The organism is Trinickia terrae (genome assembly GCF_005144415.1).
GTDB classification, from domain to species: Bacteria; Pseudomonadota; Gammaproteobacteria; order Burkholderiales; family Burkholderiaceae; genus Trinickia_A; species Trinickia_A terrae.
The window spans coordinates 635,351-656,818 of record NZ_SWJE01000005.1 but is presented as its reverse complement, the minus strand read 5'-3'; the positions used below and the strand labels follow the sequence as shown (position 1 = coordinate 656,818).

Sequence of the window (21,468 nt, the reverse complement as noted above, 5' to 3'; positions counted from 1 at the left end):
GAAGGCTCCTCGGGAGCGGATTGGGACAAGGACGAATTTTCCCGAGGGCTGCGCCGTTTGATAATTGGCGTAGCATTTAAATCATTTTCAAACAGAATCGAACAATCGGATCGCGCATGGACCGGCTCGGCGATATCAGGCTTTTCGTGGAAGCCGCACAGCACGGCGGCATCTCGGCGGCGGGCCGCAAGCTCGGCCTCACGCCCGCGGCGGCGAGCGCGCGCCTTGCCAAGCTGGAAGCGGCGCTCGCCACGCGGCTCTTCGAGCGCACGACGCGCCAGCTGCGCCTCACCGAGGAAGGCCGCCTCTACCTGAACCACTGCCAGCAGGCACTGCAGGCGCTCGACGACGGCCAGGCGGCGCTGCACGCCGGACGCAACGTGGTTCGCGGCAAGATCCGGGTGTCGACGACCTCGGACTTCGGCCGCAACCTGCTGATGGGCTGGCTAGACGAATTCAACGCGAGCTACCCCGAGGTCACGTTCGCGCTGACGCTCTCCGATTCGGTGTCGAACCTGCTGCAGGACGACATCGACCTGGCGATTCGCTTCGGCGGCCCGCGCGAGGACAGCTCGCTCGTCGCCCGGCCGATCGCCGCCAACCGGCGCATTCTGGTCGCCTCGCCGGATTTCCTCGCGCGCCACGGCGCGCCGGAGACGCCGGCCGGCCTCGCGCGCTTTCCCTGCATCGTCCTGACGATCGCCTCCGGGCCGCTCAACGAATGGACCTTCGCGCGCGGCGCCGAGATCGAGCACTACACGGCGCCGCTCGACACCTCGCGCGAGACGAACGACGGCGCCGTCGCGCGCATCTGGACGCTCGCCGGCCACGGCATCTCGTTGAAATCGATGTGGGACGTCGATGCGGACCTGTGTGCCGGGCGCCTGAAGATCGTGCTGCCTGACTGGCGCTACACGGGGGATCAGCCGCTGCACGCGTTCTACCACCGCAACCGCTACCAGCCGCCGCGCGTGACGGCGCTGCTGGAGTTCCTGCGCGAGCGCTTCGCGCGCGAGGAGCGCGCGCTCGAGGCACTGCTGAACCGCCTCGGCCCCAAGCCCCGCGCCCGGGCCCGCAAAGCCTGAAAGGCTATAATAGTGGGCTAGGCGACGCGGATTTGCGCCCTATTTCCGATCAACCCCACTGACGACGGACGCCCCCAGGTCAACCACTGCGAACGGCGAACCTCAATGACCAAGAAAGTTTATGTAAAGACCTTCGGCTGCCAGATGAACGAGTACGACTCCGACAAGATGGTCGACGTGCTCGGCGCTGCCGAAGGCCTCATCAAGACCGACTCCCCGGAAGACGCGGACGTCATCCTCTTCAATACCTGCTCGGTGCGGGAAAAAGCCCAGGAAAAAGTGTTCTCCGACCTCGGCCGCGTGCGCGAACTGAAGGAAGCGAACCCGAACCTGCTGATCGGCGTGGGCGGTTGCGTCGCGAGCCAGGAAGGCGCGTCGATCGTCGCGCGCGCGCCCTATGTCGACCTCGTGTTCGGCCCGCAGACGCTGCACCGCCTGCCGCAGATGATCGACGCGCGCCGCGCGAGCGGCCGTCCGCAGGTCGATATCTCGTTTCCCGAAATCGAGAAGTTCGACCACCTGCCGCCCGCGCGCGTCGAAGGGCCGAGCGCGTACGTGTCGATCATGGAAGGGTGCAGCAAGTACTGCAGCTACTGCGTCGTGCCGTACACGCGCGGCGAGGAAGTGTCGCGCCCGCTCGACGACGTGCTCACCGAGATCGCCGGCCTCGCCGACCAGGGCGTGCGCGAAGTCACGCTGCTCGGCCAGAACGTGAACGCCTACCGCGGCGCGCTGACGTTGGGCGCCACCGAGATCGCCGATTTCGCGACGCTGATCGAATACGTCGCCGAGATCCCCGGCATCGAGCGGATCCGCTACACCACGTCCCATCCGAAGGAATTCACGCAGCGCCTGATCGACACCTACGCGAAGGTGCCGAAGCTCGTCTCGCACCTGCACCTGCCCGTGCAGCACGGCTCCGACCGCGTCCTGATGGCGATGAAGCGCGGCTACACGGTGCTCGAGTACAAATCGGTGATCCGCAAGCTGCGCGCGATCCGCCCGGACCTGTCGCTGTCGACCGACATCATCGTCGGCTTCCCCGGCGAGACGGAAGAGGACTTCGAGAAGACCATGGCGCTCGTCCACGAGATGAGCTACGACACGAGCTTCTCGTTCATCTACAGCCCGCGCCCCGGCACGCCCGCCGCGAACCTGCACGACGACACGCCGCGCGAAGTGAAGCTGCGCCGCCTGCAGCACCTGCAAGCGACGATCGACGCCAACGTGAACCGGATCAGCGAAGCGATGGTCGGCAACGTGGAACGCATCCTCGTCGAGCGGCCCGCGCGCAAGGACCCGAACGAGCTCGCCGGGCGCACCGCGAACAACCGCGTCGTGAATTTCCCGGCGCCCGTGGCGTCGCACGAGCGGCTGATCGGCCAGATGATCGACGTGAAGATCGTGCACGCCTACCCGCACTCGCTGCGCGGCGAGCTCGTGCTCACGCCGGAAACGTCCGCATCGACGCATTAACGCATCCGCTCAGTTAAGGATCGAACCTTCGCCTTGAAAGTCGCCCAGCCCCTGGAATTCACCGCGCCGCACGAAGACAACGCGCGCCTCGCCAACCTCTGCGGCCCGCTCGACGAAAACCTGCGGCAGATCGAGCAAGCGCTCGACGTCACGCTGCAGCGGCGCGGCCACCGGATCGCGATCCGCGGGCGCGGCGCGAAGCTCGCGCTAGGCGCCCTCGAAAACTTCTACAACCGCGCGCGCGAGCCGCTGTCAGTCGACGACATCCAGCTCGCGCTCGTCGAAGCGCGCCACCCCGGCAACAAGGGCCCGAACGGCGGTGCCGAGATCGACGTGCGCTTTCGCGGCGATCCCGACCATCCGTTCGACGAGCCGGCGGGCCTGCTCGACGAAGAGAACCTCGAAGAGCTCGGGCCGAAGCTCTACACGCGCCGCGCCGACCTGCGCGGCCGCACGCCCGCGCAGCGCGAGTACTTGAAGCAGATCGTCTCGCACGACGTGACGTTCGGCGTCGGGCCTGCGGGCACGGGCAAGACCTATCTCGCAGTCGCCTGCGCCGTTGACGCGCTCGAGCGCGACCAGGTCAAGCGCATCGTGCTCACGCGTCCGGCCGTCGAAGCGGGCGAGCGCCTGGGCTTCCTGCCTGGCGACCTCGCGCAGAAGGTCGACCCGTACCTGCGTCCGCTCTACGACGCGCTCTACGACCTGCTCGGCTTCGACAAGACCGCGAAGATGTTCGAGCGCCAGATGATCGAGATCGCGCCGCTCGCGTACATGCGCGGCCGCACGCTCAATCACGCCTTCATCATCCTCGACGAGGCGCAGAACACCACGCCCGAGCAGATGAAGATGTTCCTGACGCGCATCGGCTTCGGCTCGAAAGCGGTCGTCACCGGCGACACGACGCAGATCGACCTGCCGCGCGGCCACAAGAGCGGGCTCATCGAGGCGCAGCAGGTGCTGGCTGACGTGCGCGGCATCGCGCTCACGCGCTTCACGAGCGCGGACGTCGTGCGGCATCCGCTCGTGGCGCGCATCGTCGAAGCCTACGACGCGCATTCGCACAAGGACGACGAAGCGCATCGCCAGCCCGACGCGCGCTGATCTCCATGCCATCGATACCCACACCAACGACCCCCGCATGACCCGCGCGCCCAAACTGACGCTCAACCTGCAATTCCCGGCGGCGAAAGCCTATCCGGAGCACAAGGCGCTGTTGCCGCGCGCGACGGTCGCGAGCTGGATCAAGGCGGCGCTTTTCGCCGACGGCGAGCTGACCGTGCGCTTCGTCGACGCGGACGAAGGCCGCACGCTCAATCGCACCTATCGCGGCAAGGACTACGCGACCAACGTGCTGACGTTCGCCTACGCCGAGACCGAGGACGATCCTGTCGCGGGCGACCTGATCCTCTGCTGCCCCGTGATCGAGAAGGAAGCCGCCGAGCAGGGCAAGCCGCTCGAGGCGCACTACGCGCACCTGGTCGTGCACGGCACGCTGCACGCGCAGGGCTACGACCACGAAGAGGATGAGGAAGCGCAGGAAATGGAAGCGCTCGAAACCGAAATCCTCGGGACGCTGGGCTTTCCCGACCCGTACCGGGACGAAGGCCGATAATCGCCGGAACCTCGACCGAAGCCCGCCGCATCCCGTGACCGACTCCCACTTCGCCCCTGACGCCCCCGACGTCCTTGCGTGCCCCGGCTACCCGCCCAGCCTCGGTGTCGCCCAGTATCTGACGGACGAGGAAATGGCGGCGTCGCTTGCCGGCGCGCTGCAAGGCTGGGACGGCCAGAGCGACCTCTGGCTCTTCGGCTATGGCTCACTGATCTGGAACCCCGGGCTGCCGACCCTCGAAGCCGTGCGCGCACGCGTGCACGGCTATCACCGCGGCCTCTACCTGTGGTCCCGCGTCAATCGCGGCACGCCGGAGCAGCCAGGCCTCGTGCTCGCGCTCGATCGCGGCGGCTCGTGCAGCGGCATCGCCTTTCGGCTGGCCGGCGCGGGCGCGATGCCGCATCTCGAAGCGCTCTGGCGGCGCGAAATGGCGATGGGCTCGTACCGCCCGTCGTGGCTGCCGTGCTCGCTCGCCGACGGGCAGCGCGTCACGGCGCTCTCGTTCGTGATGCGGCGCGACGCGGCCACCTACACCGGCAAGCTGCCGGATGCGATCGTCAAGACGGTGCTCGGGTGCGCGCGCGGCCGCTATGGCACCACGCTCGACTACGTGAGCCGCACGGTCGAGGCGCTGCGCGACAGCGGCATGCCGGACCGCGCGCTCGAGGCGTTGCTCAAGCGCTGCCGGTAAGGCGCGGAAGCCAACGCGAAGGAACGCGGGGAAACGCGCCGCTCAAAGGCCCAAAAACGCCGCCACACCCACCAGCGCACCGACCCCGGCCACGCCGTAAGCCGCCACCTGCAGCCATCGGCGGCGCGTGAGCAGCGTGATCGCGGCGAGCGAGATGGCGATCTGCGTGAGCGTGGTCGCCTGCGCCCAGCGGTGATGGCGATGCAGCTGCTCCTCGCTCATCTTGTCCGCCTCTTCGACCGACTTCTCCAGCGCCTGCGCCTTCGCCATGATGTCCTGCTTCTGCTGCACGTACTTCTCGACATCGGCCGAGAATTTCGCGTGCGCTTTCGGATCGCTTGCAGTCAGCGCCGCCCCCAGCTCGGCGAGATTCTCCTTCTCGCCCTTCGCCTGGTAGTAGCTCCACTGATTCGCCGCCTCGGTCTTGCGGATCGCCGCTTCGTTCTTGTAGAAAAGGGCAAGTCCCTCGGTCGAGCCGCCCTGGTAGGAAAAAATTGCGCCGATCGTCGCCAGTACGGCGGTCATCACCGCGATGCGGCCGGCGAACGAGTCCGGCGGCGCGCCGTGCCCTTCCGGTCCCGCGTGCCCGGCGTGGCCGGGATGCTCCAGGGCCTCGTCGTGCGGGCCACGCACTTCAAATTCTTCCGACATACTTTCTTCGCGCAGATAAGTTAGGATGGAGAGCAAAGCGGCGTGCTGCCGCCCCGCCGCCGGACTTTATCAGGAACCGTTTGCAAATGGCAGCTGCCGCGGCCCGCCGGCCTGTAACAGCCCATCGCCTCATGCGGCCCCGCCGACACGGACGCGCAACACGCCTGGTGTATCCTTAACCGCTCTGCAACAACGCGCCCGGCGCCGCCGCGCGCATCACCATGAACGACTCCTATCCCAGTCGACGACACACTGGCAAACCGCAAGAAAAGCGCTCCCTGCTAGAGCGCCTGACCGACTTCATATCGCCCGAGCCCGATTCGCGGGCCGAGCTGCTCGAAATCCTTCAAGACGCGCACGAACGCAACCTGATCGACGCCGATTCGCTGTCGATGATCGAAGGCGTGTTCCAGGTCTCCGAGCTCTGCGCGCGCGACATCATGGTCCCGCGCGCCCAGATGGACGCGATCAACATCGAGCAAAGTCCCGACGAATTCATTCCCTTCGTGCTGGAAAAGGCGCACTCGCGCTATCCGGTCTACGAAGGCAACCGCGACAACGTGATCGGCGTGCTGCTCGCGAAAGACCTGCTGCGCTACTACGCCGAAGAGGAATTCGACGTGCGCGGCATGCTGCGCCCCGCGGTGTTCATCCCCGAGTCGAAGCGCCTGAACGTGCTGCTGCACGACTTCCGCGTGAACCGCAACCACATCGCGATCGTCGTCGACGAATACGGCGGCGTCGCGGGCCTCATCACGATCGAGGACGTGCTCGAGCAAATCGTCGGCGACATCGAGGACGAATACGATTTCGACGAGGAAAGCGGCAACATCATCGCCTCGCCCGACGGCCGCTACCGCGTTCGCGCGCTCACCGAGATCGAACAATTCAACGACACATTCGGCACGCACTATTCGGACGAAGAGGTCGATACGATCGGCGGGCTCGTCACGCATCATTTCGGGCGCGTGCCGCACCGGGGCGAGAAAGTCCGCATCGACGACCTGATCTTCGAGATCCTGCGCGGCGACGCGCGCCAGGTCCACATGCTGCTCGTGCGGCGCGATCCGCTCGCCGGCCAGCGCGAGCGCGAAGCGCAGCACGTGGAGACGTAAGCGCCCGACCGGGCACATCCGCGAACCCATGGCCGAACCGATTACTTCCCGTCTGCGCCCCGGCGTGACGCCCGCCGCCGCAGACTCGGGCGGCCGCGCGCTGCCGCGGTGGCATTACCTCGCCGCGCTCGCGGCGGGCGCCGTCAACACGCTTTCGTTCGCGCCGACGCCGCGCGGCGGCTGGCTCGAAATCGCCATCTTCGTGTTCCTCTACGCGTGGCTCACACGCACCACGGGCTGGAAGAGCGCCGCGCTGACGGGCGGCGCATTCGGCTTCGGCAACTTCGTGACCGGCGTCTGGTGGCTCTACGTCAGCATGCACGATTACGGCGGCATGGCCGCGCCGCTCGCGAGTGCGGCGCTCGTGCTGTTCTCGCTCTATCTCGCGCTCTATCCGGCTCTCGCCGCCGGGCTCTGGTCGTTCTGCGCGGGGCACGCGAAAACCGCCAACGCGCCCGACCTGCCGTTCTCGCCGACCTGGCACGGCGCGTTCGCCTTCGCGAGCGCCTGGGCGCTCGGCGAATGGCTGCGCGGCACGGTGTTCACCGGCTTTCCATGGCTCGCGAGCGGCTATGCGCAAGTCGACGGGCCGCTCGCGGGCTTCGCTCCCGTGGCGGGCGTGTACGGGGTCGGCTGGGTGCTCGCGCTCGTCGCGGCGCTGATCGTGCAGGCCGTGCTGGCGATCGCGCAACTGCGCCGCGCGCCGGAGGCTTCCGGGTCGGCGGCAGCGCCCGGATGGCGCCATCCGGCGCGCGCGATCCTGCCTGCCGCCGTGGCGGCGGCAGTCGTCGCGAGCGGCCTGCTGCTCCCGCTCGTCACCTGGACGCTGCCCGCCAACGCGCCGCTGAAAGTGCGCCTTCTGCAAGGCAACGTGAAGCAGGAGATGAAGTTCGATCCGGTGGGCATCTCGGCCGCGATCACGATGTACCAGCGCATGATCACCGAGAAGCCCGCCGACCTGACCATCACTCCCGAGACGGCGATCCCGGTGCTCGTGCAGCAGGTGCCGGAAGACTTCGCCCGCGCGGTGCGCCAGTTCTCCGATTCCACCGGCACGTCGCTCCTGTTCGGCGCGATCGGCGGCACGGTCACGCCCGAGGGCCGGCTCGTCGACTACACGAACAGCCTCTACGGCGTCACGCCCAACTCGCGCGAGCTGTACCGCTACGACAAGCACCATCTCGTGCCCTTCGGGGAGTTCGTGCCCTGGGGCTTCCGCTGGTTCGTCGACCTGATGAAGATCCCGCTCGGCGATTTCGCGCGCGGCGCGCCGGTGCAAAAACCGTTCATGGTCCACAACCAGCCCGTCGACGCCGACATCTGCTACGAGGACATCTTCGGCGAGGAGATCGCCCGCTCGCTGCGCGAGAACGCCGTGCCGGCGGGCGTGCTCGTCAACTCGACGAATCTCGCGTGGTTCGGCAACACGATCGCGCTCGACCAGCATCTGCAGATCGCGCGGATGCGCTCGCTCGAAACCGGCCGCCCGATGCTGCGCGCAACCAACACCGGCGCGACTGCCGCCATCGACGCGCACGGCAAGGTGATCGGCCGTCTGCCGGTATTCACGACGGGCTCGCTCGACGTGACGGTTCAGGGCACGGCGGGCAACACACCGTATGTGACGAGCGGCAACAATACGGTGCTGGCGGTGTCGCTGATCCTGCTTGCGTTCGGGTTTGCGTTCTCGCCGGCGCGGACGAACGGAAAACTCAGAAAGCGCCAAAACGGCGACAAGAACGGCGGCACGCGCACCTGAGCCCGGCATTGCACCCGCCAAGCACCCGCAAAAATCGGCAAGCGGGCATCAATCCGGTAAAATTCGACGTTTTAGCACCGAGCCGCGCCCAATCGCGCGAGTCCGCCGAGCCTTGCGCTCCACGCTCGGCCCGGCGGCCGCTCCTCACGCCGTCTCCTGCCTGAAGGCACTACATGCTCACGTTTCAGCAAATCATCCTGACGCTGCAATCCTATTGGGACCAACAGGGTTGCGCGCTGCTCCAGCCGATCGACATGGAAGTCGGCGCCGGCACATCGCACGTGCATACGTTCCTGCGCGCGGTCGGCCCCGAGCCATGGCGCGCCGCCTACGTGCAGCCGTCGCGCCGCCCCAAGGACGGCCGCTACGGCGACAACCCGAACCGCCTGCAGCACTACTACCAGTACCAGGTGGTGCTGAAGCCCGCGCCCGAAAACATCCTCGACCTCTATCTCGGCTCGCTCGAAGCGCTCGGCTTCGACCTGAAGCAGAACGACGTGCGCTTCGTCGAGGACGACTGGGAGAACCCGACGCTCGGCGCCTGGGGCCTCGGCTGGGAAGTCTGGCTGAACGGCATGGAAGTGACGCAGTTCACCTACTTCCAGCAAGTCGGCGGCCTCGATTGCAAGCCGGTGCTCGGCGAGATCACCTACGGTCTCGAGCGCCTCGCGATGTATCTGCAGAAAGTCGAGAACGTCTACGACCTCGTCTGGACCGAATGGGAAGAAGCCGGCCCGAACGGCAACGAGCTGCGCCGCCTCACCTACGGCGACGTCTATCACCAGAACGAAGTCGAGCAGTCGACCTACAACTTCGAATACGCGAACGTCGAGCTGCTGTTCTCGCAGTTCGCGAGCTACGAATCGGAAGCGAAGCGGATGATCGAATCGTCGCTCGCGCTGCCCGCCTATGAGCTCGTGCTGAAAGCCGCCCACACGTTCAACCTGCTCGACGCGCGAGGCGCGATCTCGGTCACCGAGCGCGCGGCCTACATCGGCCGCATTCGCGCGCTGTCGCGCCTCGTCGCGCAGGCCTACTACGATTCGCGCGAAAAGCTCGGCTTCCCGATGCTCGGCAACCCCGTGCACGGCGTACCGGGCCTCACCACCGACGCACAGGACGCCGCGATGCCCGCGTGGGCGCCGCCGCTCAAAGTCGAGCGCAAGATCGACCAGGATTGACGAAACTACCCAAAAATGACTCAAGCCCATCAAGCCACCCTGCTCGTCGAACTGCTGACCGAGGAGTTGCCGCCGAAGGCCCTCGCGCGCCTTGGCGAAGCCTTTGCCACGAGCTTCGTCGAACGGCTCGCCGCGCGCGACCTGATCGACGGAGAGCCGTCGTATGAACACTTCGCGACGCCGCGCCGTCTTGGCGTCGTCGTCAAGAACGTGCGCGACGTCGCGCCCGAGAAGCAAGTGCGGGAGAAGGTGCTGCCCGTCTCGGTCGCGCTCGACGCCAACGGCCAGCCCACCGCGCCGCTCGCGAAGAAGCTCGCAGCGCTCGGTTTCCCCGATGTCGCGGTGAGCGATCTCGAACGCGCGTCCGACGGCAAGGCCGATGCCTTCTTCCTGCGCTACGCGGCACCCGGCGCAACGCTCGCCGACGGCTTGCAGGCCGCGCTCGACGAAGCCACCTCGATCAACAAGCTGCCGATCCCGAAGGTCATGACCTACCAGCGCCCGGACGGCGCCAACGTGCAGTTCGTGCGTCCGGTGCAGCGCCTGACCGTGCTGCACGGCGAGAAGGTCGTGCCCGTCACCGCCTTCGGCATCGACGCCGGCGATACGACGCTCGGCCACCGCTTCCTGTCGGAAGGCCTCGTCGCGATGCTGCACGCCGACCAGTACGCCGCGACGCTGCGCACCAAGGGCCGCGTGATCGCCAGCTTCGCCGAGCGCAAGCAGACGATCCGCGAGCAGTTGCTCGCGCAAGCCGACGGCGAAGAGGTCGTGATGCCCGACGCGCTGCTCGACGAAGTGACGTCGCTCGTCGAATGGCCGGTCGTCTACGCGTGCCGTTTCGAGGACGAGTTCCTGCAAGTGCCGCAGGAATGCCTGATCCTCACGATGCAGACCAACCAGAAGTATTTCGCGCTCACCGACAAGTCCGGCAAGCTGCGCTCGCGCTTCCTGATCGTCTCGAACATCGAGACCGCCACGCCCGGCGACATCGTCGAAGGCAACGAGCGCGTCGTGCGTCCGCGTCTCGCCGATGCGAAGTTCTTCTTCGAGCAGGACAAGAAGAAGACGCTCGCGGCGCGCGTGCCGCTGCTCGCGAACGTCGTCTATCACAACAAGCTCGGCTCGGCGCTGCAGCGCGTCGAGCGCGTCGAAGCGCTGGCGCGCGAGATCGCGTCGTCTTGGCTCACCCCGATACTGTCGCCATCGTTTTATGCCGATCCCGAGCTGGCTGCGCGCGCGGCGCACATAGCAAAGGCCGACTTGCTGACCGACATGGTCGGCGAGTTCCCCGAGCTGCAAGGCACGATGGGCACCTACTACGCGCGCCACGACGGCGAACACGAGGAAGTCGCGCTCGCCTGCGCCGAGCACTACCAGCCGCGCTTCTCGGGCGACGCCTTGCCGTCGACGCCGACCGGCACCGTCGCCGCGCTCGCCGACAAGCTCGAAACGCTCGTCGGCATCTGGGGCATCGGCCTGCAGCCGACCGGCGAGAAAGACCCGTTCGCGCTGCGCCGCCATGCGCTCGGCGTGCTGCGCATCCTCGTCGAGAAGCAATTGCCGATCGACATCGTTGCGCTGCTGCGCGTCGCCTACGCGCGCTTCGCGGGCGAGTCGCAAGTCAGCGATCCGGTCGACGCCCTCTACGCGTTCTTCATGGACCGCCTGCGCGGCCTCTTGCGCGAGCGCGGCTACGCGGCGAGCGAAATCGACGCGGTGCTGAGCCTGAATCCGACGCGCCTCGACGACGTCGTCGCACGCCTCGATGCGGTGCGCGAATTCGCGTCGCTGCCCGAAGCGAGCGCGCTCGCCGCGGCGAACAAGCGGATTTCGAATATCCTGAAGAAGTCGGAAGCGGAAACGGGCAACACCGTTGGCAACACGTTGAAGGCTCCAAGCAACATGAGCCGCCAGATTCAACTGGCGCTTTTGGTCGAGGAAGCGGAAAAAGCTTTGAACGTCCAACTCAACAAGGTCGGACCGGACGTCCAATCGCAACTCGCGCGGCGCGACTATACGCGCGCATTGTCGGCGCTCGCCGCCCTGCGCGATCCCGTCGACACGTTCTTCAACGACGTGATGGTCAACGCGGAAGACCCGGCGTTGCGCGCGAACCGTCTGGCCTTGCTCGGCGCGCTGCATTCGCAGATGAACTGCGTCGCCGACATCTCCAAACTCGCGGCCTGAGGCGCAAGCGATGCCCATGAGCTCAACCAAGAAGCTGGTGATTCTCGATCGCGACGGTGTGATCAACGTCGATTCGGACGCGTTCATCAAATCGCCGGACGAATGGGTCGCGATTCCCGGCAGCCTGGAGGCGATCGCGCGCCTGAACCAGCACGGCTACCGCGTCGCGGTCGCGACGAACCAGTCGGGCATCGGGCGCGGCCTGTTCGACATGGCTGCGCTCAATGCGATGCACGTGAAGATGCAGAAGGCCGTCGCGTCGGCGGGCGGGCGCATCGACGCGGTGTTCTTCTGCCCCCACACCGCCGACGACCAGTGCGAGTGCCGCAAGCCCAAGCCCGGCATGCTGAAGATGATCGCCGAGCGCTTCGACATCGAGCCGGCCACGACGCCCGTGGTCGGCGATTCGCTGCGCGACCTGCAGGCAGGCGCGGCGCTCGGCTTCCCGACGCATCTGGTGCTGACCGGCAAGGGCAAGGAAACGCTCGCCGCGGGCGGCCTGCCGGAGGGCACGAAGGTCCACAACGACCTGAAGGCCTTCGCACTCGATTTCCTCTCCGAAGAACACGACTGACGCGGCCAAGCGCGTCATCATCCCCGATTCGCCATACCGATGCGCTTTCTCCGCTCACTGCTGCTCTTCATCTATTTCATCGTCTACACCGTTCCCTACGCGACCGCGTGCTTCATCGCGTTCCCGTTCCTGCGCGCCGATCGCCGCTACTGGATGGCGGTGGGCTGGTGCCGCACCACGCTCGCGGTGACCCGGCACTTGAACGGCATCCGCTATCGCGTCGAAGGGCTCGAGAACCTGCCTGATGGTCCCGCCGTGATCCTGTCGAAGCATCAGTCGGCATGGGAGACGCTCGCGTTTCCGGCTCTGATGCCGCGGCCGCTCTGCTACGTCTTCAAGCGCGAGCTGCTGTACGTGCCGTTCTTCGGCTGGGCGCTCGGCATGCTGAAGATGGTCCACATCAACCGCAAGGAAGGCAAGTACGCCTTCGCATCGATGATCAAGCAGGGACGGCTGCGCATGGACGAAGGCGCGTGGGTCATCATGTTTCCCGAAGGCACGCGCATTCCGGTCGGCAAGCAAGGCAAGTACAAGACGGGTGGCCCGCGTTTTGCAATCGAGACGGGCGCGCCTGTCGTGCCGATCGCGCACAATGCCGGACACGTATGGCCGCGCAACTCGTTCATCAAATATCCGGGTATAGTCACGGTGTCGATCGGCAAGCCGATCGAGACAACGGGGCTCACGCCCGACGAAGTCAACACGCGCGTCGAAACGTGGATCGAAACGGAAATGCGGCGCATCGATCCAGCCGCCTACCGTGACTCGGCCCAGGCGGCCGCCACCGCCCGAATCTGACGCGCCCGCGCCGTTCGCGGCGTGCTTTAGCGCGAAGCAAAATCGATGCACAAGCCCTCCACGCCGCGACCCGCCGCGGCGCTCGACAGCCGGCAACTCGACCTGCCGCTCTTCGGGGAGCCGGCCGCCGACGCGCCCTCCCCGCCCACGAAACCCGCATCGCCATCGGCTCCGCCAGCACCCGACGGTTCACGGCTGCGCCGCCTGACGATCAGCGGACGCACGCTCGAATACCGGCTCAAGCGGTCCTCGCGACGCACGATCGGCTTCTCGATCGACGGCAGCGGCCTGTCGATCACCGCGCCGCGATGGGTCACGCTGGCCGATATCGAGGTCGCGATCGCCGACAAGGAACGCTGGATCTTTGCGAAGCTCGCGGAGTGGCAGACGCGCGTCGAGCAGCGCGCGCTGCCGCGCATCGACTGGAAGGAAGGCGCGCAGATTCCGTATCTGGGCAAGCCCGTGCGCCTCACGCTCGCGTCGCCGCACGGTACGCTCGCGTTCGATGCGGAGCTCGCGTCGCTCGCGCTCGCGCTGCCCGCGCATGCCGAGGAGCAGCAGATCAAGGACCGTGTGCAGGGCTGGCTGCAAAGCGAGGCGAAGCGCCTGTTCGGCGAGCGACTCGCGATCTACGCGGAAAAGCTCGGGGTGAATTTCAGGGCGTACGCGCTATCGTCGGCGGCGACGCGCTGGGGCAGCTGCTCGAGCGACGGGAAGATCCGCCTCAACTGGCGCCTGATTCATTTTCCGCTGTCGATCGTCGATTATGTCGTCGCGCACGAGCTCGCGCACTTGCGCGAGATGAACCACGGTCCGCGCTTCTGGCAGACGGTCGAGTCGATCTTCCCCGAGTTCCGCGAAGCGCGGCATACGCTCAAGCATCATCCGCCGGAGCTGCTGCCCGCGCTGTGACGCGGTCCGCTCCGATCGAGTTCAGTGCTTCTTCTGGATGAACTCGATCTTGTAGCCGTCGGGATCGGTGACGAAGGCGATCACCGTCGTGCCGTGCTTCATCGGCCCCGCTTCGCGCACCACAGTGCCGCCCTGTGCCTTGATCTTTTCGCAGGCCACGTACGCATCGTCGACTTCGATCGCAATGTGGCCGTACGCCGTGCCGATTTCGTACGAGCTGGTGCCCCAGTTGTGGGTCAACTCCAGCACCGCACCCTCGCTCTCCTCCGTATAGCCGACGAATGCCAGCGTGAATTTGCCTTCCGGATAGTCGGTGCGGCGCAGCAGTTTCATGCCCAGCAGCCCGGTATAAAAAGCGATCGAGCGATCCATGTCGCCGACCCGCAGCATCGTGTGAAGCAAGCGCATCTTGCACTCCGATTCGGTTCGTCAAAAAAGCGAATGTATCAAGAAAGGCGCTGCGACGCCCGCAGCGCAACCCCGATACCAACCGGTCTTTGGCAGGACAAGCATCGGTTTGCTATCGTACGGGTCCCGCGCGCCAGCCCCACTACCGCAATCATTCGATGAACACTGCCGCCCTCTCCACGCGCCGTCCGCTCGACAGTTTCGCCGTCATGCTGATGATCGTGCTGTGCGCGATCTGGGGATTCCAGCAAGTCGCCATCAAGAGCACGAACGCCGCGCTGGCGCCGATGTTTCAGGCCGGCGTGAGATCGGCGATCGCGACCGTGCTCGTGTGGGCCTGGGCGCGCTCGCAGCGCACGCCCCTCTTTCGCGACGACGGCACGCTCGGCGCAGGGCTGCTCGCCGGCGTGCTGTTCGCGGGCGAATTCATCTGCATCTTCATCGGCCTCACGTTGACAAGCGCGTCGCGCATGGCAGTGTTCCTGTACACCGCGCCGTGCTTCACCGCGCTCGGGCTCCATGCGTTCGTGGCGGGCGAGCGGATGCGCCGCCCGCAATGGATCGGCATCGGCACTGCATTTGCTGGCATGGCGCTCGCGTTCGCCGACGGTTTTGCGCGCACGCCGACACCGGGTTCATCGATGCTGACGGGCTTGATCGGTGACGCGCTCGGCGTGCTGGCCGGCATCCTCTGGGCCGCGACGACTGTCGTCGTGCGGGCCACCAAGCTGTCGCATTCGAGCGCGAGCAAGACGCTCTTCTACCAGCTGGCCGTCTCGGCCGTGGTCTTGCTGGCGCTGGCGTTCCTGCTCGGCGAAGGCCAGGTCCACCGTGTGACGCCGCTGGCCGTCGCGAGCCTCGCGTATCAGGCGGTGATCGTCGCATTCGTCAGCTATCTGACGTGGTTCTGGCTGCTCAAGCGCTACATGGCGTCGCGGCTTTCCGTGTTCTCGTTTCTCACGCCGCTGTTCGGCGTGAGCTTCGGCGTGCTGCTGCTCGGGGAGTCGTTCAGCGTACGGTTCCTGCTCGCCGCAGGACTCGTGCTGGCCGGAATCCTGATGGTGAATTCGCCCACACGGCAAAAGCCCTGAGCGAGCGGCGCGCCTACTGTGCGCCTGCCGCGACGACCTGCGCGACGCGCACGTACTCGTCGACAGGTACGTCCTCCGCGCGCCGCGCCAAGTCGAAGCCAAGCGCGTCGAAATCGACCGTGTCGCGATAGGCGGACAACGTATTGCGCAGCATCTTGCGACGCTGCGAAAACGCCGCCGTCACCACCTCGCCGAGCACGGCCTGATCGACCGGCGCGAGCTCGTGCGGCGCATACGGAATCATGCGCACGATCGCCGAATCCACTTTGGGCGGCGGCTGGAACGATTCGGGCGGGACGTCGATGAGCTTGTCGATCACGTAGCGATACTGGAGCATCACCGACAGCCGGCTGAACTCCTTGCTGCCCGGCTCGGCCACCATCCGTTCGACGACCTCGTTCTGCAGCATGAAGTGCTGGTCGATCACGACCGGCGCGAACGTGGTCAGGTGAAACAGCAGCGGGCTCGAAATGTTGTACGGCAGATTGCCGACGATGCGCAGCGTCGGCTTGTCGCCGGGCGCTGCGAGCGAGGCGAAGTCGAATGCGAGCGCGTCGCCCGCGTGCAGCTCGAGCAAGCCACCGAATTTCTTTTGCAAGCGCCCGATCAGGTCGCGGTCCAGCTCCACCGCATGCAGCGGCGCCTCGGGCGTCGCGAGCCGCTCGATCAGCGGCTCGGTGAGCGCGCCCAGGCCCGGCCCGATCTCGACCATCCGTTCGCCGCGCTGCGGACGAATCGCCGCAACGATCGAGTCGATCACGCCCAGGTCGACCAGGAAGTTCTGGCCGAACCGTTTGCGCGCGAAATGGCCTTGGTGCTGTCTGCTAGTGGACATCGAAATCGAGAAAACGAGAAGCGAAGGAAGAAAAGAGTTGAACGCGAGGGGTGAACCCAGCTCGAACGCCGCTCACACGCCGCGCCGGTTGCGCGCCATCGACACCGCCGCGTCAATCGCGGCAACCAGGCTGCCCGCATCCGCGCGGCCCGTGCCCGCGAGATCGAGCGCGGTGCCATGGTCGACCGAGGTGCGGATGATCGGCAGCCCCAGCGTGATGTTGACGCCTTCGCCGAACGTCGCGTACTTGAGGACCGGCAAGCCCTGGTCGTGGAACATCGCGAGCACGCAGTCGGCTTCTTCGAGGTAACGCGGCTGGAACAGCGTATCGGCAGGATAAGGGCCGCGCGCGTCGATGCCGCGTTCGGCGGCCAGCTTGAGCGCGGGGGAAATCACGTCGATCTCCTCGCGGCCCAGATAGCCGTTTTCGCCTGCGTGCGGGTTCAGCCCGGTCACGAGGATGCGCGGCACGGGCAAGCCGAAGTCGCGCCGCAAGTCGTGGTCGATGATCGCGAGCGTCTCCAGCAGGCCGTCGATCGTCAGCGCGGCCGGAACGTCCTTGAGCGGCAGATGGGTCGTCGCGAGCGCGACCCGCAGCGGCCGCGCGCCGGTGCCCGCCAGCATCATCACGACGCGCGGCGTGCGCGTGCGTTCGGCGAGATATTCGGTGTGGCCCGTGAACGGCACGCCGGCATCGTTGATCGTGCTTTTTTGCAGCGGCGCCGTCACGATCGCGTCGTAGGTGCCGGCCTCGGCGCCGTCGATCGCGTCGTCGAGCAGCCCGAGCACGTAGCGGCCGTTGGCCGCGTCGAGCTTGCCGGCCTGAGCCGCCGCCGCGAGCGGCCGATGCGCGACGCGCACGCGAGCGCCGCCGGTCAGCACCGCCCAATCGACGCCAACCGCCTTGGCGCGCTCCGCGAGGAGCCCCGCGTCGCCGAGCACGGTGAATTGCGCATCGGGCCAATGCGCCGCCGCAGCCGCGAGCGCCTGCGCCGTCAGCTCGGGACCGACCCCGGCGGGCTCACCCGTCGTGATCGCAATTTGCAGGGGCGCGCGGGCGGCGGTCATCGCGTCATTGCTGTTGTTGCTGCTGCAGGCCGGCGAGATCGCCCTTGTACTGCACATAGGCGGAATCGCGCAGCTCCCGCAGCCAGTCGGCGTAGGCCTGCTCGGCCTTGCGCTGGCCGATCGCCTGGCGGGCAAGGTCCATCTGCTGCGCGACCGACCCTTCCGCTTCGCGGCGCTCCAGCACCTGGATCAGGTGATAGCCGTATTCGCTGCGCACCGGCTCGCTGACCTCGCGGTCCTTCAAGTTGTTCATGGCGCGCTCGAAGTCGGGCACGGTCTCGCCCGGACTGATCCAGCCGAGGTCGCCGCCTTGCGACGCCGAGCCGTCCTGCGAGTAGGAGCGCGCGAACTTCGCGAAATCGCCGCCGGCGAGGACCTGCTGGCGGATGTCGAGCAGCTTCTGGCGTGCGTCCTGCTCGGACATGCCGTCGCCGACGCGCAGCAGGATATGGCGCACGTGCGTCTGCACGAGCTTCGGAGCGTCGGCGGCATTGCCGCCCTGGCCGGCGCGGCGGTCGACGAGCTTCACGATTTCGAAGCCGTCGCTCGTGCGGATCAACTCGGGATTCACCTGGCCGGGACGCAGCTGCGAGGCGGCGCTGGCGAAATCGGCCGGCAGCTTCGACGGCGGCAGGAAGCCGAGATCGCCGCCGTTCTTGGCGTCGGCGGCCTGCGAATTGTCTTTTGCGAGCGATTCGAACTTGGCGCCGGAAGCCATGGCCTGCTGCAGGATCGCCTGCGCCTTCGTCTGCGCGGCGGCGAGGTCGGCTTGCTGGGCGTTGTCCGGCACCTTGACGAGGATGTGCTCCATGCGCAGGTCGAGCTGCACCTTCGCAGCCGGCCCGCGCTGGCTCGCGATGTAGTTCGCGACTTCGGCGTCCGACACCGTGATCTTGCTGTCGACTTCCTTCTCGCGCAGCTTCGAAAGCGTCAGCTCGGTGCGCGCGTCGCGCGTGAACACGGACCAGGGCACGCCTTCCGCCTCCAGACGCGCGCGGTACATCTCGAGCTGCATGTTGTTCGCCTGCGCGAGCCGCTGCAGCGTCGTCTGCACCTGCGCATCGCCGACCTGGATGCCGTCTTCCTTCGCTTTTTCCAGCTGGATGCGCTCGAGCACCATCTGGTTCAGCACCTGGACGCGCAACTGCTGGAGCGGCGGCACCGGCGCGTTCTGCTGCTGCAGGCGCCGCGTGATCAGACCGACCCGCTCGTCCAGCTCGCGCTGCGTAATGACGTCGTTATTGACGACCGCCGCGACGGAATCCGCCGTCTGGCCGCTCGGCGAGCCCATTGCTTGAGCGGATGCGCTCGCCACGGGCAAAAGGGTGGCCGCGGCGGCGAGACTGGCCGCGAGCGTTGCCAAACGAAGCTTCTTCATGATTGCCACAGCTACTCCAAAGATATCGGGCCCGGGTTTGTCCCCCGCCCGTTCGTCGACAGGTCGCCCTGCTTATTCATAGTCGGTAAACCGCGCCTCGGGCGGCGGCGGCGAAGGCAACGGCGTGTACCCGGGCACCGCCGCGCGGAAGGACTGGACCAAGCCGTTGTCGACGTTGGACAAGCCCTTGAGCGTGAGCTGCACCAGATATTTCGTCCCCTGGGTCGGGATACCGCTCGAGCTCACACCGTTCGCGTAGCGCTGGACGCCAACCCCCAGCACCCAGCAGTCCGCATCGTACTGCAACCCGACCAGGCTATCGACTAGCGAATGCCCGGCCAGATCGTAGTTGAGGCGCGCCACGCCATAGAAGCGGTGCGTCAGCGGCCACTGCGCGGAAATCGTGAGCTGCCGGACCGGCGTGAAATTGAGCGTGGTGTCCGCGCGCGTATACCTGTACGCGAAATTGAGCACCTTGCCCGCCGCCGGGCTGTAGGCAAAACCTGCGACGGCCTGCCGGAGCTGGTGCTCGTCGGCATTATATTTGACGGCGCTTTCCGTCGACAAAACGCTGCCGAGCTTGATCGAGGCGCCCGCGATCAGGTCCGAGTGCGTCGCCTGCGTCGACGTTTGGCCCGGCAACAGCGTGACGCGCTGGTCGGTGAAATAGTATTGCTGCGCGAGGACGAAGCGCGAGCGCTCGTCGCCGGTGGCCGGGTTGATGAAACGCGTCGTCAACGCCGCGGTGATTTTGTTCGCATCCGCGACGCGGTCGCCGCCAACGAACGTGTTGGGCGTGAAGATTTCCGCGAGCCCGAAGTCCGCTTCCGCCGTGTCGAAGAGCGGCGCGAAATCCTGGTTGCGGTATGGGGTATAGACGTAGTACAGGCGCGGCTCGAGCGTCTGGATGTAGTCGTTGCCGAAGAGCCGCACCGAGCGCTCGAAGATCAACCCCGAATCGAATGAGAGCGTCGGGATCTGCTCGGTGAAATTCTTCGGCTGCCCGGCTGGCGCCGCCTGCCCCGTCTGGCTCAGGCCGATCGTGCTCAGCTGATAGGACGCGAAGTGCCACTGCACCTTCGGCGTCACGAAGTAGCCGGGGCCGACCAGCGAATACGACAGGTACGGATCGAAGGTGAAGCGATCGCCCTGGGTCGTGTTCGCTGTAGTGATCGAGAAGCGCGTGTAGTCGGCCGTCGCCCCGTAGTCGAAACCGCCGACGTTGTACTTCTGGTACTTGACGTTGAGCTCCGGCTCCCGCGAGTACGGCGCGGTGGACGGATACAGTGTCTGCCAGTCCTGCACGCGCGTCAGCACGGACCACGGGCCGTTGCCGTAGGTCAGCCCGGCTTCCTGCTGGTACAGCAGCTGCGTCCCGTTGACGATCTGGGCCGTCGACGAACCCAGGTCCTCGGGGAACGTGTTGTCCGAAACGCGGTTGTAGTAGATGTACCCGCCAAACCCGCCACCGAAGTTCTGGTTGTGCTGAATCGAAATCGAGTAGCGGTTTGTCTTCGTGATCGCATCATCGGGCAGGAAGACGCCCGTGATCGAACCGGAGTACGTCGGCGACAAATAACGGAACTGCGCCTCCGTTTCCAGCCCGCGCTTCGTGATGATCGTCGGGGTCAGCAGCAGGTCCCGGTTCGGCGCGATGTTGAAGTAGTAAGGCACCGACAGCTCGAAGCCGCTGGTCCCGCTCGTCGTCCAGGTCGGCGGCAAAAGCCCGCTGCGCCGCGCGTCGGACAGCGGAAACGACAGCCACGGGCTCGCGAAAATCGGCACGCCCTGGAAGAACACCACGGCGTTGTGCGCGACGCCTTCATCGGCGCCCGTATCGAACTCGAACTCGCTGCCCTTGATGTACCACGCCGGGTTCTCGCACTGGCACGCCGTGTAGGTGGCTTTCTGGAAAATCGAACGCTCGCTGTCGAGCAGTTGCACGTGCTGGGCGCTGCCCGATCCGCCCGTGAGGTTGAAGTGGTACTTCGGCGCCGGCATGTAGCCCTGGCTCGCCTCCACCTTCATGTGCGCCTCGGGCCCCACGAACGACACGCCGTTGTTGATGATGCGCACCGTGCCGTAGGCGTCGGCCATGTCGGTGTCTTCGTCGTAGTGCAGCGCGTCCGCCTTCATCACCGTCACGTTGCGGCGAATCTCGGCCGAGCCCTTGGCCGCCAGGTCCTGGTCGGCGGTGCCGCTCGCGTGGTCGCCGAGCACGAAGATGGCAGGCTTGTCGCCTTCCTTCAGCGGGTGCTCCTCGAGTTGCGGGGCGAGCCGCAGGCCCCACGGCGCGTCGATCTGTTGCGCTTGCGCGGCAGCGCCCGAGAGCTGGGCGTTCGATATTGACGGCAGCAGGCCCGGCACGGCGATCAACGCCGCGACGAGCCGCCGTTTGCGCGGCGGCGCGTCGCTCAACAGCGCCCCCATACCTGGCGCTTCGCGCCAGGCCCCCCGAGGGGGCGAGGAAATCTTGGGGCGGCCCGGCGATTTCCTCGTGGGATTCGTCGTTGGGAAAGGCTGTCTTGGCGGCATGTATTGTTTGGCGAATCGGCCCGGCAGCCAAGCATTGCACGGTCACACGAAGAGCCGCCCGCGCGGCGCGGACGCGGCGGTCTGAGTGCGCACGAAAGAGAATTTG

General features: G+C 66.5%; 19 protein-coding genes. 13 read left to right on the top strand and 6 right to left on the bottom strand.

The window, feature by feature from the left end; translation table 11 throughout:
- Positions 1 to 116 precede the first annotated feature (116 nt).
- The 5 genes from FAZ69_RS12285 (at position 117) to FAZ69_RS12265 (ending at position 4,867) form a co-directional block, all read left to right on the top strand.
- On the top strand, positions 117 to 1,085 hold the full coding sequence (locus FAZ69_RS12285) for a LysR family transcriptional regulator (protein WP_136894695.1): 969 nt from the start codon (positions 117 to 119) through the stop codon (positions 1,083 to 1,085).
- A gap of 105 nt (positions 1,086 to 1,190) precedes the next feature.
- Positions 1,191 to 2,561 (top strand): tRNA (N6-isopentenyl adenosine(37)-C2)-methylthiotransferase MiaB, encoded by a 1,371-nt coding sequence (gene miaB / locus FAZ69_RS12280; protein ID WP_136894694.1) that lies wholly within the window; start codon positions 1,191 to 1,193, stop codon positions 2,559 to 2,561.
- Between the two features lie 33 nt (positions 2,562 to 2,594).
- Positions 2,595 to 3,665 (top strand): PhoH family protein, encoded by a 1,071-nt coding sequence (locus FAZ69_RS12275; protein WP_136894692.1) that lies wholly within the window; start codon positions 2,595 to 2,597, stop codon positions 3,663 to 3,665.
- Between the two features lie 37 nt (positions 3,666 to 3,702).
- Positions 3,703 to 4,176 (top strand): rRNA maturation RNase YbeY, encoded by a 474-nt coding sequence (ybeY, locus tag FAZ69_RS12270; RefSeq protein ID WP_136894690.1) that lies wholly within the window; start codon positions 3,703 to 3,705, stop codon positions 4,174 to 4,176.
- Positions 4,177 to 4,210: 34 nt separating this feature from the next.
- Positions 4,211 to 4,867, top strand: coding sequence for a gamma-glutamylcyclotransferase (locus FAZ69_RS12265; protein WP_240702194.1), 657 nt, complete (start codon positions 4,211 to 4,213; stop codon positions 4,865 to 4,867).
- Positions 4,868 to 4,909: 42 nt separating this feature from the next.
- Here the strand turns inward: FAZ69_RS12265 and FAZ69_RS12260 are convergent, their stop codons facing one another.
- Complete coding sequence (locus tag FAZ69_RS12260; RefSeq protein WP_136894686.1) at positions 4,910 to 5,518, bottom strand: DUF4337 domain-containing protein; 609 nt, start codon at positions 5,516 to 5,518, stop codon at positions 4,910 to 4,912.
- 221 nt (positions 5,519 to 5,739) lie between these two features.
- On the opposite strand from FAZ69_RS12260, the gene FAZ69_RS12255 reads away from it, so the two are divergent.
- From FAZ69_RS12255 to FAZ69_RS12225, 7 genes are all read left to right on the top strand, one after another.
- On the top strand, positions 5,740 to 6,633 hold the full coding sequence (locus FAZ69_RS12255; RefSeq protein ID WP_136894684.1) for a CorC family transporter: 894 nt from the start codon (positions 5,740 to 5,742) through the stop codon (positions 6,631 to 6,633).
- Between the two features lie 28 nt (positions 6,634 to 6,661).
- Positions 6,662 to 8,392 (top strand): apolipoprotein N-acyltransferase, encoded by a 1,731-nt coding sequence (lnt, locus tag FAZ69_RS12250; protein WP_136894682.1) that lies wholly within the window; start codon positions 6,662 to 6,664, stop codon positions 8,390 to 8,392.
- A 173-nt stretch (positions 8,393 to 8,565) separates the two neighbouring features.
- Positions 8,566 to 9,573 (top strand): glycine--tRNA ligase subunit alpha, encoded by a 1,008-nt coding sequence (glyQ, locus tag FAZ69_RS12245; RefSeq protein ID WP_136894680.1) that lies wholly within the window; start codon positions 8,566 to 8,568, stop codon positions 9,571 to 9,573.
- 15 nt (positions 9,574 to 9,588) lie between these two features.
- Positions 9,589 to 11,763 carry a glycine--tRNA ligase subunit beta gene (gene glyS, locus FAZ69_RS12240; protein WP_136894678.1) on the top strand — a complete coding sequence of 725 codons (2,175 nt, stop codon included), beginning with the start codon at positions 9,589 to 9,591 and terminating at the stop codon, positions 11,761 to 11,763.
- A gap of 10 nt (positions 11,764 to 11,773) precedes the next feature.
- Entirely contained in the window at positions 11,774 to 12,337 is a 564-nt protein-coding gene (gene gmhB, locus FAZ69_RS12235) for a D-glycero-beta-D-manno-heptose 1,7-bisphosphate 7-phosphatase (protein WP_136894676.1), read from the top strand.
- A 39-nt stretch (positions 12,338 to 12,376) separates the two neighbouring features.
- Positions 12,377 to 13,135 (top strand): lysophospholipid acyltransferase family protein, encoded by a 759-nt coding sequence (locus tag FAZ69_RS12230; RefSeq protein WP_136894674.1) that lies wholly within the window; start codon positions 12,377 to 12,379, stop codon positions 13,133 to 13,135.
- Positions 13,136 to 13,180: 45 nt separating this feature from the next.
- Entirely contained in the window at positions 13,181 to 14,047 is an 867-nt protein-coding gene (locus FAZ69_RS12225; RefSeq protein ID WP_136894672.1) for a M48 family metallopeptidase, read from the top strand.
- 21 nt (positions 14,048 to 14,068) lie between these two features.
- On the opposite strand, the gene gloA is transcribed toward FAZ69_RS12225, so the two are convergent.
- Positions 14,069 to 14,455: a lactoylglutathione lyase gene (gloA, locus tag FAZ69_RS12220; RefSeq protein ID WP_136894670.1), complete on the bottom strand. Its 387-nt coding sequence runs from the start codon at positions 14,453 to 14,455 to the stop codon at positions 14,069 to 14,071.
- Positions 14,456 to 14,613: 158 nt separating this feature from the next.
- Here gloA and FAZ69_RS12215 point away from each other — a divergent pair, with 158 nt between their 5' ends.
- Entirely contained in the window at positions 14,614 to 15,546 is a 933-nt protein-coding gene (locus tag FAZ69_RS12215) for a DMT family transporter (protein WP_136894668.1), read from the top strand.
- 13 nt (positions 15,547 to 15,559) lie between these two features.
- On the opposite strand, the gene rsmA is transcribed toward FAZ69_RS12215, so the two are convergent.
- The 4 genes from rsmA to FAZ69_RS12195 all read right to left on the bottom strand — a co-directional run bounded on the left by rsmA (position 15,560) and on the right by FAZ69_RS12195 (position 21,257).
- Positions 15,560 to 16,381, bottom strand: coding sequence for a 16S rRNA (adenine(1518)-N(6)/adenine(1519)-N(6))-dimethyltransferase RsmA (rsmA, locus tag FAZ69_RS12210; RefSeq protein WP_136894666.1), 822 nt, complete (start codon positions 16,379 to 16,381; stop codon positions 15,560 to 15,562).
- Positions 16,382 to 16,453: 72 nt separating this feature from the next.
- On the bottom strand, positions 16,454 to 17,449 hold the full coding sequence (pdxA, locus tag FAZ69_RS12205; RefSeq protein WP_136894664.1) for a 4-hydroxythreonine-4-phosphate dehydrogenase PdxA: 996 nt from the start codon (positions 17,447 to 17,449) through the stop codon (positions 16,454 to 16,456).
- Positions 17,450 to 17,453: 4 nt separating this feature from the next.
- Positions 17,454 to 18,836: a peptidylprolyl isomerase gene (locus FAZ69_RS12200; RefSeq protein ID WP_240702193.1), complete on the bottom strand. Its 1,383-nt coding sequence runs from the start codon at positions 18,834 to 18,836 to the stop codon at positions 17,454 to 17,456.
- 63 nt (positions 18,837 to 18,899) lie between these two features.
- Positions 18,900 to 21,257, bottom strand: coding sequence for an LPS-assembly protein LptD (locus FAZ69_RS12195; RefSeq protein WP_136894661.1), 2,358 nt, complete (start codon positions 21,255 to 21,257; stop codon positions 18,900 to 18,902).
- Positions 21,258 to 21,468 lie beyond the last annotated feature (211 nt).